The sequence below is a fragment of the Devosia sp. CAU 1758 genome (assembly GCF_054482695.1).
Genome location: NZ_JBTLRJ010000001.1, coordinates 136,287 through 152,060, shown reverse-complemented (window position 1 = coordinate 152,060; position 15,774 = coordinate 136,287). Strand labels below are relative to the sequence as shown.

The 15,774-nt window shown below is 61.9% G+C and carries 17 protein-coding genes; 9 read left to right on the top strand and 8 right to left on the bottom strand.

Annotation, left to right across the window (positions count from 1 at the left end; translation table 11 throughout):
* The first annotated feature begins 46 nt into the window (after positions 1-46).
* From ACXYMS_RS00745 to dxs, 4 genes are all read left to right on the top strand, one after another.
* Entirely contained in the window at positions 47-715 is a 669-nt protein-coding gene (locus tag ACXYMS_RS00745) for an outer membrane protein (protein WP_458903118.1), read from the top strand.
* 174 nt (positions 716-889) lie between these two features.
* Positions 890-2,587, top strand: coding sequence for a L,D-transpeptidase family protein (locus tag ACXYMS_RS00740; RefSeq protein ID WP_458903117.1), 1,698 nt, complete (start codon positions 890-892; stop codon positions 2,585-2,587).
* 262 nt (positions 2,588-2,849) lie between these two features.
* Positions 2,850-4,430, top strand: a complete 1,581-nt coding sequence (locus ACXYMS_RS00735; RefSeq protein ID WP_458903116.1) for a DUF882 domain-containing protein — start codon at positions 2,850-2,852, stop codon at positions 4,428-4,430.
* A gap of 144 nt (positions 4,431-4,574) precedes the next feature.
* Entirely contained in the window at positions 4,575-6,503 is a 1,929-nt protein-coding gene (gene dxs, locus ACXYMS_RS00730; protein WP_458903115.1) for a 1-deoxy-D-xylulose-5-phosphate synthase, read from the top strand.
* 57 nt (positions 6,504-6,560) lie between these two features.
* Here dxs and ACXYMS_RS00725 read toward each other — a convergent pair whose 3' ends face one another.
* Positions 6,561-7,022 (bottom strand): Lrp/AsnC family transcriptional regulator, encoded by a 462-nt coding sequence (locus tag ACXYMS_RS00725; protein ID WP_458903114.1) that lies wholly within the window; start codon positions 7,020-7,022, stop codon positions 6,561-6,563.
* A 149-nt stretch (positions 7,023-7,171) separates the two neighbouring features.
* On the opposite strand from ACXYMS_RS00725, the gene ACXYMS_RS00720 reads away from it, so the two are divergent.
* Positions 7,172-7,882: an aspartate/glutamate racemase family protein gene (locus ACXYMS_RS00720; RefSeq protein ID WP_458903113.1), complete on the top strand. Its 711-nt coding sequence runs from the start codon at positions 7,172-7,174 to the stop codon at positions 7,880-7,882.
* Positions 7,883-7,977: 95 nt separating this feature from the next.
* Positions 7,978-8,205 (top strand): flagellar basal body rod C-terminal domain-containing protein, encoded by a 228-nt coding sequence (locus ACXYMS_RS00715; RefSeq protein ID WP_458903112.1) that lies wholly within the window; start codon positions 7,978-7,980, stop codon positions 8,203-8,205.
* Positions 8,206-8,223: 18 nt separating this feature from the next.
* Here ACXYMS_RS00715 and ACXYMS_RS00710 read toward each other — a convergent pair whose 3' ends face one another.
* Entirely contained in the window at positions 8,224-8,487 is a 264-nt protein-coding gene (locus tag ACXYMS_RS00710) for a DUF2312 domain-containing protein (RefSeq protein ID WP_458903111.1), read from the bottom strand.
* A gap of 272 nt (positions 8,488-8,759) precedes the next feature.
* Between ACXYMS_RS00710 and ACXYMS_RS00705 the strand changes: the two genes are divergently transcribed.
* Positions 8,760-9,305: a DUF1036 domain-containing protein gene (locus ACXYMS_RS00705; protein ID WP_458903110.1), complete on the top strand. Its 546-nt coding sequence runs from the start codon at positions 8,760-8,762 to the stop codon at positions 9,303-9,305.
* Positions 9,302-10,741: a pyruvate kinase gene (gene pyk, locus ACXYMS_RS00700; protein WP_458903109.1), complete on the top strand. Its 1,440-nt coding sequence runs from the start codon at positions 9,302-9,304 to the stop codon at positions 10,739-10,741. Before ACXYMS_RS00705 ends, pyk begins: the two co-directional genes overlap by 4 nt.
* Positions 10,742-10,900: 159 nt before the next feature.
* Here pyk and ACXYMS_RS00695 read toward each other — a convergent pair whose 3' ends face one another.
* Complete coding sequence (locus tag ACXYMS_RS00695; RefSeq protein WP_458903108.1) at positions 10,901-11,320, bottom strand: SRPBCC family protein; 420 nt, start codon at positions 11,318-11,320, stop codon at positions 10,901-10,903.
* 78 nt (positions 11,321-11,398) lie between these two features.
* A complete protein-coding gene (gene ykgO / locus ACXYMS_RS00690) occupies positions 11,399-11,524 on the bottom strand; it encodes a type B 50S ribosomal protein L36 (protein ID WP_046105532.1) in 126 nt (41 codons plus the stop codon).
* A gap of 181 nt (positions 11,525-11,705) precedes the next feature.
* Here ykgO and ACXYMS_RS00685 point away from each other — a divergent pair, with 181 nt between their 5' ends.
* On the top strand, positions 11,706-12,191 hold the full coding sequence (locus tag ACXYMS_RS00685) for a response regulator (protein ID WP_458903107.1): 486 nt from the start codon (positions 11,706-11,708) through the stop codon (positions 12,189-12,191).
* A 3-nt stretch (positions 12,192-12,194) separates the two neighbouring features.
* On the opposite strand, the gene ACXYMS_RS00680 is transcribed toward ACXYMS_RS00685, so the two are convergent.
* The 4 genes from ACXYMS_RS00680 to ACXYMS_RS00665 are packed head-to-tail and all read right to left on the bottom strand — an operon-like array spanning position 12,195 to position 15,753.
* The gene (locus tag ACXYMS_RS00680; RefSeq protein ID WP_458903106.1) at positions 12,195-13,058 is read right to left on the bottom strand and encodes an ABC transporter ATP-binding protein; all 864 of its coding nucleotides are present in this window, start codon (positions 13,056-13,058) and stop codon (positions 12,195-12,197) included.
* On the bottom strand, positions 13,055-13,897 hold the full coding sequence (locus ACXYMS_RS00675) for an ATP-binding cassette domain-containing protein (RefSeq protein WP_458903105.1): 843 nt from the start codon (positions 13,895-13,897) through the stop codon (positions 13,055-13,057). Before ACXYMS_RS00675 ends, ACXYMS_RS00680 begins: the two co-directional genes overlap by 4 nt.
* 12 nt (positions 13,898-13,909) lie before the next feature.
* Positions 13,910-14,830: an ABC transporter permease gene (locus tag ACXYMS_RS00670; RefSeq protein ID WP_458903104.1), complete on the bottom strand. Its 921-nt coding sequence runs from the start codon at positions 14,828-14,830 to the stop codon at positions 13,910-13,912.
* On the bottom strand, positions 14,830-15,753 hold the full coding sequence (locus tag ACXYMS_RS00665; RefSeq protein WP_458903103.1) for an ABC transporter permease: 924 nt from the start codon (positions 15,751-15,753) through the stop codon (positions 14,830-14,832). The genes ACXYMS_RS00670 and ACXYMS_RS00665 overlap by 1 nt, the downstream gene beginning before the upstream one ends.
* Between the last annotated feature and the right edge of the window lie 21 nt (positions 15,754-15,774).

Genomic DNA, 15,774 nt, shown 5'->3' with positions numbered 1-15,774 from the left:
AGAGATTGGCGCGAATTTGCGTCAAATCCTTAACGAAGAGGCCATCATGCGACTTTCCGGACCCGCGCTCCTTGCCCTCATTGTGGCTTCGGCCCCGGCCCATGCAGCCGACCTCAACTGGGGCGGCAATACCTCGCCGGTCTACTCCCCGACCAGCGTCATGCAGTGGAACGGCTTTTATGCCGGCGTCAGCGGTGGCTATGGCTGGGGCACCACGATCAATTCCCCGGCCCTGCCCGGCGGCGTGACCGACAACAACAGTGGCGGTTGGAGCCTGGGTGCGCAGGCTGGCTACAACATGGATATGGGTGGCTTCATTCTCGGCGGCGAGGCCGATCTGCAATGGGCCAATATCGGCTACGCGGAACCCATTGCCGGCGGCACCTTCGAGGCCAGGACCGATTTCTACGGCACCCTGCGTGCTCGTGCCGGCGTGCCCATCGGCCAGGTCATGCCCTATGCAACGCTCGGCGTGGCCTATGGCCGTGGCACCGCGCAGGAGAACACCGGTGTCGTCGTCTGGCAATCGGCCAACCACATTGGCTGGACTGCCGGCCTTGGCCTTGAGGCACAGGCCACTGCCAATCTCTCGTTCAAAGCCGAATATCTCTATGTCGACCTTGGCAAGCAAACTTACGCCGGACTGCCGGTGGGCAATCGCGACATCACCCAGCGCTTCTCAGTGGTTCGGGCCGGCGTGAACTACAAGTTCTAGACCATTGGCAGATCCGGGAGCGGAGAACCGTTGCAGACCCGCCACATCTCGGTTTCACTCTTTTGCGAGCAATTGCCCCCGTTAAGGTTTGCAGGATATTGATTTTCAGTGGCGGGCCTGGATGGGCCGGATTCGACTTGTCCCAGCCCTTGCGTCACGCCGTCAGGAGCAATGATGAATAAGGTTCTGGTCAGCCTGGTCGCCCTTCTGGTCGCTGCCGCGATTGCGCCCCCAGCGATCGCCCAGCAGGTGGCAAGCCTTGAAACCAGCCGTATTGTCATCGCTCCGCCCCAGACCGAACTGGCCCGCACCATCAAGGCGGGCCTGTCGGCGGCCTACTACGGCGCCCGCCCCGAAACCAGCGCCCATGCCGAAGCCCAGCGGCTCTATTTTCTCTATGGCGAGCGCCATTTCGAACCTATCTGGCTTCAGCAGGACAGTAGCGGCGGCGTGGACTTTTCCCCCGCGGCCACGAGGCTCATCACCCTGTTCGAAAAGGCGGCCGTCGAGGGCCTGGACCCCGACGACTATTTGACCCCATCCATCAGCAGGGATCGCCTGTCTGGCGACGGAATTGCCCTCGCCACGCTGGAAACTGCCTTTTCAGCGGCCACAATGCGCTATGCCAACCACATCCATAATGGCCGTATCGACCCGCAGTCGATCAGTACCCTGCTCGATATCAAGCCCAAACCGATCGACGAGTCGGCCCTGCTTGAGCAACTGGCCGGAAGCCAGGATCCTGCCGCCATTATGGCGACCCTCCAACCGCGCCATCCCGAATTCCTCGCGCTCAAGGCCGCACTGGCTAATTTCGAGCAGGCCGATGCGGCCCGCCCCGTCCCGATCAGCGATGGTCCTGTGCTGCGCCCGGGCAATTCCGATGCCCGCCTGCCCGCCATTCGCGACCGCCTCAAGCTCATTGCCTCGACATCGACCCGCTATGACGACCTGACAGTGGGCGCCATCAAGGCGTTCCAGCAAGGCCAGGGGCTTGAAGTCGACGGCATTATCGGACCAGCCACGGTCGCCGCCCTCAATGGTGGCGCGGCCACCCGCCGCGAGGACGTCATCGCCAATATGGAACGCTGGCGCTGGATGCCCTCGGACCTCGGCGACTTTACCGTCTTCGTCAACATCCCCGAATTCCGCTTGGCCATCCTGCGCAATGGACAGGAGGAATACACCACCCGCGTCGTGGTCGGCACCACGAAGAACCAGACACCGATCTTCTCCGATTCCATCCGCCATGTGGTGGTCAATCCTTATTGGAACGTACCCTCATCGATCATCCGGGGCGAGATCGCCCCGGCAGTCCTCAACAATCCCGGCTATACCGACAGCCACAATATGGACCTGCTCTACAATGGCAGCGCGGTCAGCCCCTGGCAGGTGGACTGGTCCCAGGTTTCGGCTTCCAACTTCCCGTTCCGCGTGCGCCAGCGCCCCGGCGCCGGCAATGCCCTGGGGCAGATAAAGTTCCTGTTTCCCAACAAGCATGACGTCTATCTGCACGACACCCCGTCCAAGTCACTGTTCTCGCGCTCGCATCGAGCCTTCAGCCATGGCTGCGTACGCGTGCAGAACCCCATGGAATTCGCCGACGCGCTGATGGCCAACGAGCCCAACATCTCCCGCGCTTCGCTCGAAGCCATGTTCGGCCCCTCCGAGCGCTGGGTGAATCCGGAAACGCAGATCCCCGTCCACATCGCCTACTTCACCCTGCGGGTGGATGCCGACGGCACTATCCGCTCCTATGGCGACGTCTATGGTCACAATGAAAAGCTGATTGCCGCCATGGGTCTCGACGCTGCACCCGCGCCGGCAATCATCGCCGCCGTTGAGACCATTCCCGAGGAACTCTCTCCCTGAACGCGTGAGGACTTCGCGGCGCGGCCGCTTAACTTGTCGTTTACATTTTCGCCTTGGTTGCGCCCGCTTTTGCCCGTAATAACAGAAGCGTGAGGGGGCCGCCGGCCAGTTCACAACTGGTTAGCGTTAATCAATTCGAGCGAATTGGTCGCTAACGTCCACCATTATCTGACGAGTGAACCGGGCAGAGTTTGGCGTGACGGTTATGGGGTTTTTCAATTGGCGGCGTGCCGCGCAGCTTGTTGCCGCTGCGGTATTGAGCATGTCTTCCCTGCTGCCGGTGATGCCGGCCCAGGCGGCGAGTGAGCGCGCGCTCTATCTCTATTATACCCATACCAAGGAGACCGCCCGCATCGTCTTCAAGCGCAATGGACAATATGTCCAGTCGGGCCTGAACGAGTTGAACTACTTCCTGCGGGACTGGCGGCGCGACGAACCCACCAAGATGGACCCGCGCCTGTTCGACCTCGTCTGGGAAGTTTACCAGGCCGTCGGTGCCACCCAGCCGGTCAATATCGTCTCAGCCTATCGCTCGCCCGCCACCAATGCCATGCTGGCCTCAAAGTCATCCGGCGTGGCTGATAATTCCCAGCATATGCGCGGCACCGCCATGGACTTTTTCATCCCCGGCGTATCCCTTACCAAGCTGCGCGCCGCCGCCATGAAAATGCAGGTCGGCGGCGTCGGCTATTATCCCAGTTCGGGCAGCCCCTTCGTGCATCTCGATACCGGTTCGGTGCGCGCCTGGCCGCGTATGACTCGCGCCCAATTGAAGGAAATCTTCCCTGACGGACGCACCATGCACGTCCCGACCGATGGCACGCCACTATCCCGGGAAGGCTACCAGGTGGCGCTGGCCGAATGGAAACGCTGCCACGCCTATCCCTGCAATGGCTTTTCTTCGGGCACTCAGGTCGCCGGCAGTGACAGCACCGGCGGCAGCGGCCGCACGCTGATGGACGTGCTCTTTGGCGGCAGTGATCAGCCAGAGGCGTCGGCACAGATGCAGACGGCGTCCCTGGCGCGCCAGACTTTCCGCCAGGTCGCTCCGGTCATGCCGCAGATGCGCCCCGCCGACCTGGGCGGGCCAGAATTGCAGGTGGCCTCGGTTTCCGACACCAGTCTGCCCTTCTCAACCACGGGCAGCGCCCCGTTGCGTGAGGGCGAGCTGGCCAGTACCGCCTTTGCCATGCCGGTCAGCCTGCCGAGCGATCTACGCCCCGACAGTGCTGTGACGGCACTCGCCGCCCTCACGGCGCCGACCATGCCGACACCGCGCGTCATCATGACCGACGCGCCCTCCGATATCCTGACCGCCTATGCCGCCGCGCCGACACCGGAACCCGGTGCACAGCGGGCACTGGAAACGATTATCCAGAACAGCACTGCGGCCGGCACCGGTTCACCGCCGCGACCGACGACGCGGCTCCCCATACTGCCGCCGCTGACCGCCGCGACCGGCCTGCACACCGCCTCGCTGGGTGGCAACGCAGCAAGCCCGCTGACGGGTCTCTTCAGCGGCACCTTCGGCGCCACCGATGCCGCCCATACGACGCCCTTGGCTGAAGCCCTGGCCCAACACGTCGCCAGCCGTCCTGCTTCGGGGGATATGCGCCGTCCTGATCTGGTCGCCCCGGACCTCGAACACGTGACGGAGATTTTCGTTGACCCCGCCGCTCTGACCTCGACCCGCTATGCGGTGATCTTCGATCACGACGAGGCCGATTTTGACCCGACGCCGGAAATGGGCCGCCACATCCTGGTCAAGGGCATTGGCGACCGCTCGCCAGCGCTCGATCATACTCGCTTCACCCGCGCCCCGCTGGTCCTCGCCAGCAACTGAAGTCTGCCCGACGCGTTCCTGCCCCGCAAAAGCCTGAATAGCCCCTGACAAACAGGGACCCTTCGCCGCATGCGGGCTGCCGCCATTGCCAAGCCCGGACCCTGCGCCTAAACAGGGTTGAACCAGATACTCACGGGGACACGCTTGGCCGACAAGCCCGAAACGCCGTTGCTTGACACCGTCCAGTCGCCAGCCGACCTGCGTGGCCTGCCGCGCGAGAACTTGCGGCAATTGGCCGATGAATTGCGGGCGGAAATGATCGACGCGGTCTCCGTTACCGGCGGCCATCTGGGTGCCGGGCTCGGCGTGGTCGAACTGACAGTGGCGCTGCACGCCGTCTTCGATACGCCCCACGACCGCATCATCTGGGATGTCGGCCACCAGGCCTATCCCCACAAGATTCTCACCGGGCGCCGCGACCGCATGCGCACTCTGCGCCAGAAGGACGGGCTCTCCGGTTTCACCCGCCGAGCCGAAAGCGAATACGACCCCTTCGGCGCCGGCCACTCCTCGACCTCGATTTCCGCCGGCCTCGGCATGGCCGAAGCCAGCCGGCATCTGCAAGCCCCGCGCAATGTCGTCGCTGTCATTGGCGATGGCGCCATGTCTGCCGGCATGGCCTATGAGGCCATGAACAATGCCGGCGCCATGGATGCGCGGCTGATCGTCATTCTCAACGACAATGACATGTCCATCGCCCCGCCCACCGGGGCACTGCGGACCTACCTGGCGCGGCTGGTCTCCGGACCGGTCTATCGCGGCACCCGCGAAGCCGCCAAGAATATCGTCCATAAGCTGCCGCCGTTTTTGCATGAACCGGCCCGCAAAACCGAGGAATTCGCCCGCTCGTTCTTTACCGGAGGCACGCTGTTCGAAGAGCTGGGCTTCTACTATGTCGGTCCCATTGACGGACATAATCTGGACGACCTGCTGCCCATCCTCGAAAATGTCCGCGATTTCGGCAGGGGGCCGATCTTGATCCATGCCGTTACCAAGAAGGGCAAGGGTTATGAGCCGGCCGAAAACTCCGCGGACAAATATCATGGCGTGTCCAAGTTCAACGTCATCACAGGCGCCCAGACCAAGGCGCCGTCCAATGCGCCCTCCTATACCTCGGTCTTTGCCTCCTCGCTGATCCAGGAAGCCGAGGCTGATCCGCGTATCGTCGCCATCACCGCCGCCATGCCCTCGGGCACCGGCCTCGACAAATTCGCCGAACTCTTCCCCAGCCGCATCTATGATGTCGGCATTGCAGAGCAGCACGCCGTGACTTTCGCCGCCGGGATGGCCTCGGAAGGAGCAAAACCCTTCTGCGCCATCTATTCGACCTTCCTGCAACGCGCCTATGATCAGGTGATCCACGATGTGGCCATCCAGTCCCTGCCGGTGCGCTTTGCCATCGACCGAGCCGGCTATGTCGGCGCCGATGGCCCCACCCATGCCGGCAATTACGATAACGCCTATCTCGGCGCCGTGCCCGGCATGGTGCAGATGGCGGCCGCCGACGAAGCCGAACTCCGCCACATGGTGGCGACCGCCGCTGCCTATGACAATGGCCCGATCAGCTTCCGCTATCCGCGCGGCGATGGTATGGGCGTTGACATGCCGGCGCGGGGCGAGATCCTGCCGATCGGCAAGGGCCGCATCCTGCGTCAGGGCGCGACGATTGCCCTTCTGTCCTATGGAACGCGGATGGTCGAAGTACTCGCAGCAGCCGACAAACTCGCAGCCCTCGGCCTTAACCCCACCATCGCCGATGCGCGCTTCATGAAGCCGCTCGACGAAGAGCTGATCGCTACTCTGGCGCAATCGCACGACGTGCTGATAACCACCGAAGAGGGCGGCCTGGGCGGCTTTGGCAGCCATGTCGCCACCTTTCTCGCCAGTAACGGCCTGCTCGACGGCAAGCTGCGCTTCCGCCCGCTGATGATCCCCGACACATTCGTCGAACATTCCACCCAGGCCGACATGTATGCCGCCGCCGGCCTCGACCGCGCCGGCATCGTTCAGACCGCATTGACCACCCTGGGCTATGACCAGGCCGCCATGCAGGCGGCTTTGGCGAAGGTCTGATCAGCCTCCTCATCCGCCCTTCGGGCACCTTCTCCACAAGGATGTAGGCGGTATGTCTCACGCATAATTCGTCGGCATGCCCTTTGCCGCCTTGACTGTCTCCATCGAGATATAGGCCGACATGTCGAACAGTTCGATGCGGCTGACCAACTGCTTGTAGACCAGGTCATAGTGCTCGACATTGGGCAGCACGATCTTGAGAATGTAATCAAAATTGCCAGTCAGCCGGTGCACCTCGACAATTTCGGGAACGGCGCCGACCGCCGCATGGAATTTTTCCAGCCAGTCGGCGGCATGGCTGCCCGTGCGCACAATGACGAAGACCGTGGTCGGCAGACCCATCCTCTGGCGGTCCAGTTCGGCCGCGGTGCGGGCGATATAGCCCTCCTCCCTCAGCCTCGCAATGCGGCGCGAACAGGCTGACGCGGAGAGCGCCACCACATCGGCTATGTCGTTGACCGGCATGTCGGCATCAGCCTGCAAGAGGCTCAGAATCTTCCTGTCGCGCTCGTCGAGCATCGGCACCTCCACACATCACGCACAACACTAGCGCAAAATCCGCGAATAGTGCAATTTCAACGCGTTTCTCCACACTGACACCTGCCATTCTGCGTCCCAATTGTCGCCACCTGGCCCCAGACTGACGGCTGAAGCTGGAGGACGCGGGAATGAAGACCATTGGCCTGATCGGCGGCATGAGCTGGGAATCCACTGCCGTCTATTACCGGCATATCAACCAGGAAGTGCGCCGCCGGCGCGGCGGGCTGCATTCGGCCGACATTGCCATGCGCTCGCTCGATTTCACCCAGGTGGTGAACTTGCAAAAGGCTGGTCGTTGGGACCAGGCGGCGGCCGTTTTGGGCGAAGCCGGCGCGGGTCTCGCAAAGGCCGGCGCCTCTTGCATGCTCATCTGCACCAATACCATGCATCTGGTCGCCGAACCCGTCGCCGCGATGGTCGGTGTGCCGCTGATCGACATCATCACCGAAACCGCCGCCGTCCTGCACGCTGATGGCCGCAAGAGGCCGCTTCTGCTGGCCACGCGCTACACCATGGAGCATGGCTTTTATACCAGCCGCATGAAGGCATTGGGACTGGACGTCATGGTCCCCGAGACTGATGACCGCCAGCTTGTCCATGACGTCATCTTCGACGAATTGTGCCAGGGCCAGATCCGTGACGAAGCCCGTGATGCCTATCTCGACATCGTCGAGGCGGCCCGCACAGCCGGCGCCGATTCAGTCATCTTGGGCTGCACCGAGATCGGCCTGTTGCTCGATCCGCGGGCCCTGCCCCTACCCGGATACGATTCAACCACCATTCATGCCGACGCCGCCGTGCGCTTCGCGCTGGACGAATATGCCGCCTGCGCGGCATGAACCAGGCGCAAAGTCGCCGGTCTTTGCTGGCGGCAGCCTAACGATTTCTTGAGAAATTTGGCGCCTTGCTGTTGGTGCAATCAGCAAGGCCAGTCATGACCATTTCCAGCATTGGCATCGGCGCTTCCGGCATGCACCGGGCAAGCCACCAGCTTGAACAAAGCGCCGGCCGTATCGCCCGCATTGGTGTAGAAGGCAATGACGTCGATATCGGCACCGAAATGGTCAACGTCATCCAGGCCAAGCACGATTTCAAGGCGTCGGCCAAGGTGGTGAGCGTGGCCGCCGACATGTCGAAGGCCCTGCTCGATATTCTGGTCTAGTTGATCCTGCCGGGAGCTTCAGTGCTCCGGCGGCGCCTCGACCATGCCCAGCGCCGACATGTAGAGTTCGAGCAGGGCTTCCTGCTCCATACGCTCATTGGCGTCCTGCTTGCGGATGGTCACGATCTTGCGCAGGATCTTGGTGTCGAAGCCATTGCCCTTGGCCTCGGCATAGATTTCCTTGATATCTGCGGCGATGGCTGCCTTTTCTTCTTCCATGCGCTCGATGCGCTCAATGAAAGCGCGCAACTGGTCCTGCGCGACGCTATCCTCAACGGCCATGGCTTACCTCTCTAGACCCGCACCGCCAAACTGACCGGCTGCGAGCACAATTATTCGATGGAAACTGTCCGGCCCCATCAACCCCATGCCCCGATCCTGTTCAACCCCTTTGTAGGTCAATCCACACCCTGCGTCAGGCTGGGGAAATCACATCCGCGCCATTGCGCCGCATTTCTGACCAGCCTCGCATGCAAGCCCGCATTTCCGTCAAATCAGCCCATTAGCCATTGACCTGTCTGCTGCCATACGATCAAAGAAGGGCACGTTTTCCGGTGATTTTCAGCGCAATGGTGAACCCAATCCGTCTCGGCTCGACCCTGCTGCTCGCCACCCTCGCCGGCCTTTTGGCCACGGCTACTCCGGCCCGTGCCGAGCTGCGCGTCTGCAACGAAACGGCTAATCTGATTTCGCTGGCCCTGGGATACCGCGCCGAGCGCGGCTGGATGAGCGAAGGCTGGTGGCAGGCCCCTCCGGGCGACTGCCGCGTGCTCTATCAGGGCGACCTGCAGCGCCGCTTTTACTATCTCTACGCCGTGGACGATATCGGCGGCGGCGCATGGGACGGACAGGTCTTCATGTGCACCCGTGACGAAACCTTCACAATATTCGGGGTTGAGGATTGCCTCGCCCGGGGCTATGAGCGCACCGGGTTCTTTGAAATCGATACACAGAACCGATCCGACTGGACACTGCAGCTCACCGAGAGCGCCGGTGCGCCGAGTATTGTCGGCCCGGATCTGGGCGAAGATCTCGAGGATCCTGCCTTCCTGGTCGACCCCGACGCCCCCCTAACGCCAGACAATACGGATACGCAATGAAACGGATCAGACGCGCGAAGATCCTTGCCACCCTCGGGCCCGCAAGCCACGAGGAGCACATGATCGAGGAACTGGTCAAGGCCGGTGCCGACGTCTTCCGCATCAATATGAGCCATGCCAGCCACGAGGTTCTGCACCAGACCGTCAAGCGCATCCGCGCAGTCGAGGCGCGCCTCAAGCACCCCATCGGCATTCTCGCCGATTTGCAGGGTCCCAAGCTGCGCGTCTGGAAGTTCGCCGAAGGCTCGGTCAATCTTGTCGCCGGTCAGACCTTTACCCTCGACAGCGAAGAGAACGACCAGGGCAATGCCCAGCGCGTTTACCTGCCGCATCCCGAAATCATTGAAAGCGTCTCGGTTGGTGATCGGCTGCTGCTCGACGATGGCAAGCTTTCGCTCAAGGCCATCAGGGTCGGTGGCGGCGTCATCGAGACCGAAGTGGTCTATGGCGGCAAGCTGAGCGACAAGAAGGGCGTTTCCCTGCCCGATACCCTGCTGCCCACCGGCGCGCTGACCGAAAAGGACCATGCGGACCTGCTCGAAGCGCTCAAGGCCGAAGTGGACTGGGTTGCCCTCTCCTTCGTGCAGCGCCCCGAAGATATCATCGACGTGCGCAAGATCGTCCAGGGTCGCGCCGGCGTCATGGCGAAGATCGAAAAGCCGCAGGCCATTGAACGGCTCGAGGAGATCGTCAAGCTCTCCGACGCCATCATGGTCGCCCGCGGCGACCTGGGTGTCGAACTGCCACTCGAATATGTGCCGGGCCTGCAAAAGCGCATGATCCGCATGTGTCGCCGCTATGGCAAGCCCGTGGTTGTCGCCACCCAGATGCTTGAGAGCATGATCACCGCGCCAGTGCCGACCCGCGCCGAGGTGTCCGACGTGTCCATCGCCGTCTTCGAAGGCGCCGATGCCGTCATGCTTTCAGCCGAAAGCGCCTCGGGCCAGTATCCGGTCGAGGCCGTCACCACCATGGCCAAGGTCGCCATCGCGGTGGAAAGCGATGCCAATTATCGCAATATCATCAAAGCCGCCCAGACCGAGCCGGAGGCCACCGCTGCCGACGCCATCTCGGCCGCGACGCGCCAGGTGGCCGAGACGCTCGATCTGGCGGCCATCGTCACCTATACCGCCTCGGGCTCGACCGGCATTCGCGCTGCACGCGAGCGGCCCAGTAAGCCCATCATCGCCCTCTCACCCAATCTGCGCACCATTCGCCGCCTGTCGGTTGTGTGGGGCATCCATTGCGTGCAGACCGAGGATGCGGTGAACCTGGAAGACATGGTCGATCGCGCCTGCGTCATCGCCTATCAGGAAGGCTTTGCCCGTCCCGGCGACCGCATCGCCATCACCGCCGGCGTTCCGCTCGGAACCCCCGGCGCCACCAATATGCTGCGCATCGCCTTTGTCCGCCAGGATGGCGCAGGGTCGAGCTGAGGCAATTGCAAAGCTGCTCTCAAAGGCCCCGAGTACGGGGCCTTTTTCTTGACGTGTCAAAGCCGGTAGACCTGACGATCCCCGCATTCGGCCCGTGGGGTGCAAGGGTCATGTCAAGGCACAAGCGCCTGATCGCCGGCGCGTTCTGAAACTCTTTCGCTAACTGCGAGACGACGGATACCGCGTCTCGAGCACGGTCTTGAGCACCAGAAGATCGGTAGTGATCCATTCGATGGTCGAACGGAAAGCTTCCTGGCTCATGTCCGGCCGCTGGATGAAGGTGAAACTGAGTTCGGTGCCCTGTTCATCGGGCACGGCGCGCATGGGCATCCACACGGGCTCCTCGCCCGGCCGGAACACAGCATGGTCCAGTATGCCATCCTCATTGGGCGCCGAAAACCGGATGTGCCGCACGCCACCGAAGCGAACCTCTGCTGTCCAGTCACCAGTGTCGAGCTGCCGATATGTCTCCGGGTACACCGCAGCCCATTCGGCATAGTTGCGAGGATCAGCCATATAGGCGCGGACGCTCGCCACGGGCACCGCGATCTGCACAACAATAGTGTGCGACAGGGACATCGAGGGCTCCTTGCCGGAAAGCAACAAGGCCCGCATTTTCATGCGAGCCTTGCCTGTATTTAATACGGGATCAGTCGCTTAGCCCTGACGGGCCTTGAAGCGCTTGTCCACCTTGTTGATGATGTAAACGCGGCCGCGACGGCGGACGAGCTTGTTCGCGCGGTGGCGAGTCATCAACGCCTTCAGCGAGTTGCGGATCTTCATCTCAGTAATCCTCGGTCAAACAAAAGGGGCGCCAAGGCGCCCGAAAACTGGCCTCTACATAAGGAACCTGACCCCGGCTGTCAACGCGCAATCGCGCAGCTTTCCCCCAATTCCGGCCATTAACGTGCGGGTGAGAGCTGTCCCTTATGCTACCCGGCAAGACCTCGATCGAGTGCGCCCTTTGTCCAGCGAACCCACTATCAAACACGGTGCCCTGATCATCGACCCGCGAGCCAATATGGCGACCCTCGTGGCCGACATGTTGCGCACTCTTGGGCGCCATGACATCAGCGAGAGCAGCGAAGCCAGCCAGGCATTGCTGCATCTGGGGCGGCGCAGCTATGACGTCGTCATCATCGACGATTCACTCATCGGTCCTGATGCCGTCGAACTGGTGCGGCGCATCCGCGCCGATATCGCCGGGCCCAATCGGCTAACGCCGGTCATCATGATGTCGGCGGCACCCGATGCGGCGCGTATTGCCGCAGCACGCGATGCCGGGGTCACCGAGTTCCTGCGCAAGCCGTTTTCCGCCCGTGACCTCAAGGCACGTCTCGACAGCCTCAACGCTGCCCCGCGTCCCTTTGTCGAGGCGCAGAGCTATGCCGGTCCCGACCGCCGACGCAAGGCCCGAGCTATCGGGAACGCCGAGCGGCGTTCCCGGTAATCGTCAGGCCGCAGCAGCCTCGCGGCGCAGCCGGCGGCGCAACTCCCGGCGCTTCATCTCCTCCTTGGGGTCCGGCACCGGCACCGAAGCGATGAGCTTCTTGGTATAGTCGTGGCGCGGCTCCATCACCACCTGCTCGCTGTCTCCGATTTCCACCACCTCGCCGAAATAGAGCACCATGATCCGCTGGGCGATATGGCGCACGACGGCAATATCGTGGGCGATGAACAGCAACGAGACGCCGAACTCCTTCTGGAGGTCCATCAAAAGGTTGATGACCTGGGCCTGCACCGATACGTCCAGCGCCGAAACCGCCTCGTCACAGACAATCAGCTTGGGCCTGGTGATCAACGCCCGGGCGATACCGATGCGCTGGCACTGGCCGCCAGAAAACTCGTGCGGATACTTGTTGATCATGTTCGGCGTCAGGCCGACTTTCTCCATCATTTCCGCTACGCGGACAACACGCTCTGCCTTGCCGACCTCAGGGTAATGGATTTGCAGCGGCTCGGCGATAATGGCCCCGGCGGTCATGCGCGGATTAAGCGACGCCAGTGGATCCTGGAAGATCATCTGGATATCTTTGCGCAGTGCCACCAGTTCCTTGGGCGACATCTTGAGGATATCCTTGCCCATCCATTTGGACTCGCCCTCGGTGGCTTGAATCAGCCGGATAATGGCACGTGACAGCGTGGACTTTCCACAGCCGCTCTCGCCCACTATGCCCAGCGTCTCGCCTGCATGCAGGTCGAAGGACACATCCTTGACTGCCTTGAGTACCGTATGGCCGCCAAACAGGCCGCCGGTGGGAATGTCGAAATGCACGGAGAGGTTGCGCACTTCGAGAATGACGTCCTTCTCGCTCATACTTCGCGCGCTCCGGCCATGAATTCATAAGAAACGGTGGATAGGCGTTCCACTTTCTTGTCGAGCCTCGGCACAGCCGCCAGCAAACCTTGGGAATAGGGGTGCGCGGGATTGGCGAAGAGTTCCTCGGTCCTGCGATATTCCATCACCTCGCCATTGAACATGACCAGCGTCTCCTCGCAGGTGCCCGCCACGATCCCCAGGTCATGCGTGATCAGAATGATCGAGGCGCCGAAATCCTCCTGCAGGTCCACTAGCAGGTCCATGATCTCGGCCTGTACCGTTACGTCCAGTGCCGTGGTGGGCTCATCCGCAATCAGCAATTCGGGTCCGCAGAGCAAGGACATGGCGATCATCACCCGCTGCCGCATGCCGCCGGAAAACTCATGCGGATACATATGCACGCGGTTCCTGGCGTCGGGAATGCGCACCGCGTCGAGAAAGCGCACGCTTTCGGCCAGGGCTTCGCCGTGGCTCATGCCCTTGTGCCGCTCGAGCACCTCCGTCATCTGCCGCGAAATCCGCAGATAGGGGTTGAGTGACGTCATCGGGTCCTGAAAGATGATCCCGATCCGCGCGGCGCGATATTCATTGATCTGCCGCATTGGCAGATTGAGGATTTCCTTGCCATCGAACATCACCGACCCCGAGGCCTTTCCGTTCTTGGGCAGCAGCCCCAATATGGCGAAGGCGCCCTGGGTCTTGCCCGAGCCACTCTCGCCCACAATGGCCAGGGTCTTGCCCTTTTCCAACGTGTAGCTGAGATCGCGGACGGCATGGACCACGCCATCATTGGTGTCGAAATCGACCTTGAGGTTTTTTACTTCTAGCAACGCCATGACAGTCGTTTCCTATCGATCCTTGGGGTCCAGCGCGTCCCGCAGGCCATCACCGATATAGGTCAGGCAGAACAGCATGGTAACCAGGACTGCGGCCGGAGCCAGAAGCAGCCAGGGCATCACTTCTGCCACCGGCGCGCCGGCCGAAATCAGTGTTCCAAGCGACGTTTGCGGCTCTTGCACACCAAGGCCCAGATAGGAAAGGAAGCTTTCCGCAATGATGATTTCGGGAATGGTCAGCGTTGCGTAGATCACGACAGGACCGGTGAGATTGGGCACGATGTGCCGCATGATGATCGTGAAAGGGCTGGCACCGCTGGCGCGCGCCGCCTCGACAAATTCGCGCTCTTTCAAGGTCAGCGTCTGGCCGCGCACGATGCGCGCCATGGTCAGCCATTCAATGGCGCCGATGCCAACGAAAAGCAGCACTGGATTGCGTCCGAACATCACCACCAGAATGATGACGAAAAGGATGTAGGGCAGCGCGTACATGACGTCGACAATGCGCATCATGATGGCGTCGACCCGGCCGCCAAAATAGCCGGCCACCGCGCCATAGATAACGCCGATGACTACCGAAACCAGCGTTGCGACGCCGGCCACGATCAAGCTCATCTGCGTGCCCTGCAGCACGCGGGCCAGCATGTCGCGGCCATTCTGGTCCGTCCCCAGATAGTGCTGGGCCTCGAAATTGGGCGGCTTGCGGATATTGCTCCAGTCGACCTGTGAATAGCCCCAGGGAACGAAATACGGGCCGATAAAGGCCACCAGGATGATCAGGACGATCACGCCGATTGAAAGCACTGCGGCCTTGTTGCGCTTCAGGCGACGCAGTGCGTCCTGAGTAAGCGAGCGGCCCTTGGGCGCGTCGAGCACAGCCAGCTTGTCGGCATAGGTCGACAAGACCTGGTCTTTTCCCGTGATACCGGGCATCAGCGATACCTCACCTTGGGATCGAGCCAGGCATAGACGAGGTCAACGATCAAATTGAGTGCAAGAATGATGAACATGTAGAGGATGGTCGTCCCCAGCACGATGCCGTAGTCCCTGTTGAGCGCGGCAGTGACGAAGTACTTACCGATACCCGGCAGGCCGAACACCTGCTCGACCGCCAGCGACCCGGTCAGCAGATAGGATAGGCCGGGCCCGAGATAGGAAACGACAGGGATAAGGGCTGGCTTGATCGCGTGGCGGGCCATGACCAGGCGTTCCCCCAAACCCTTGGCGCGAGCGGTACGAACATAGTTCGAGCCCAGCACCTCGATCATCGATCCGCGCATCAGTCGGCTGATGCGGCCCGCATGCGGCCAGGCCAGGACGGTGACCGGCAGCACCAGATGCATCCAGCTCCCCGTGACCCAGCCGCCAGCCGGAAACCAGCCGAGATAGACGCCGAACCACAATTGCAACAGCGCTGCCATGAGGAAGTTGGGGATGATGACGCCGACCATGACCAGCAGCACCAGCACATAGTCGGGCCATTTGTTCTGATTGACCGCCGCCAGCATGCCCGCCAGCACGCCAATGGCGGTGGCAATCACGAAGGCAGTCAAAGCCAGCGTCAGGGTGAAGGGAAAACCGATGGCGATGAGACGGCTGACCGAGAAGCCCTCAATGACCATCGATGGCCCGAGGTCGCCATTCAGCAGGCGCCACACATATATGAAATACTGATTGATCAGCGGCTGATCGAGATTGTAGTGCGCGCGCAGATTGGCCAGCACATTGGGCGGCAGCGCGCGCTCTCCATCGAACGGGCCGCCGGGCGCCAGGCGCAGAATGAAAAAGCAGACTGTAACGGCGATCAGTGCAATCGGTATGGCCGAGAGCACGCGCCGAAAAGCGTATGAGAGCATTTGAGTTTGGCCTTCGCTATC

Bases quoted from the DNA above. Each gene is read 5' to 3' on its own strand.
- ACXYMS_RS00745 (WP_458903118.1), top strand. From the start codon at position 47: ATGCGACTTTCCGGACCCGCGCTCCTTGCCCTCATTGTGGCTTCGGCC.
- ACXYMS_RS00740 (WP_458903117.1), top strand. From the start codon at position 890: ATGAATAAGGTTCTGGTCAGCCTGGTCGCCCTTCTGGTCGCTGCCGCG.
- ACXYMS_RS00735 (WP_458903116.1), top strand. From the start codon at position 2,850: ATGTCTTCCCTGCTGCCGGTGATGCCGGCCCAGGCGGCGAGTGAGCGC.
- ACXYMS_RS00725 (WP_458903114.1), bottom strand. From the start codon at position 7,022: ATGCTCGACGAGCGCGACAGGAAGATTCTGAGCCTCTTGCAGGCTGAT.
- ACXYMS_RS00720 (WP_458903113.1), top strand. From the start codon at position 7,172: ATGAAGACCATTGGCCTGATCGGCGGCATGAGCTGGGAATCCACTGCC.
- ACXYMS_RS00715 (WP_458903112.1), top strand. From the start codon at position 7,978: ATGACCATTTCCAGCATTGGCATCGGCGCTTCCGGCATGCACCGGGCA.
- ACXYMS_RS00710 (WP_458903111.1), bottom strand. From the start codon at position 8,487: ATGGCCGTTGAGGATAGCGTCGCGCAGGACCAGTTGCGCGCTTTCATT.
- pyk (WP_458903109.1), top strand. From the start codon at position 9,302: ATGAAACGGATCAGACGCGCGAAGATCCTTGCCACCCTCGGGCCCGCA.
- ACXYMS_RS00695 (WP_458903108.1), bottom strand. From the start codon at position 11,320: ATGTCCCTGTCGCACACTATTGTTGTGCAGATCGCGGTGCCCGTGGCG.
- ykgO (WP_046105532.1), bottom strand. From the start codon at position 11,524: ATGAAGATCCGCAACTCGCTGAAGGCGTTGATGACTCGCCACCGCGCG.
- ACXYMS_RS00680 (WP_458903106.1), bottom strand. From the start codon at position 13,058: ATGAGCGAGAAGGACGTCATTCTCGAAGTGCGCAACCTCTCCGTGCAT.
- ACXYMS_RS00675 (WP_458903105.1), bottom strand. From the start codon at position 13,897: ATGGCGTTGCTAGAAGTAAAAAACCTCAAGGTCGATTTCGACACCAAT.
- ACXYMS_RS00670 (WP_458903104.1), bottom strand. From the start codon at position 14,830: ATGCCCGGTATCACGGGAAAAGACCAGGTCTTGTCGACCTATGCCGAC.
- ACXYMS_RS00665 (WP_458903103.1), bottom strand. From the start codon at position 15,753: ATGCTCTCATACGCTTTTCGGCGCGTGCTCTCGGCCATACCGATTGCA.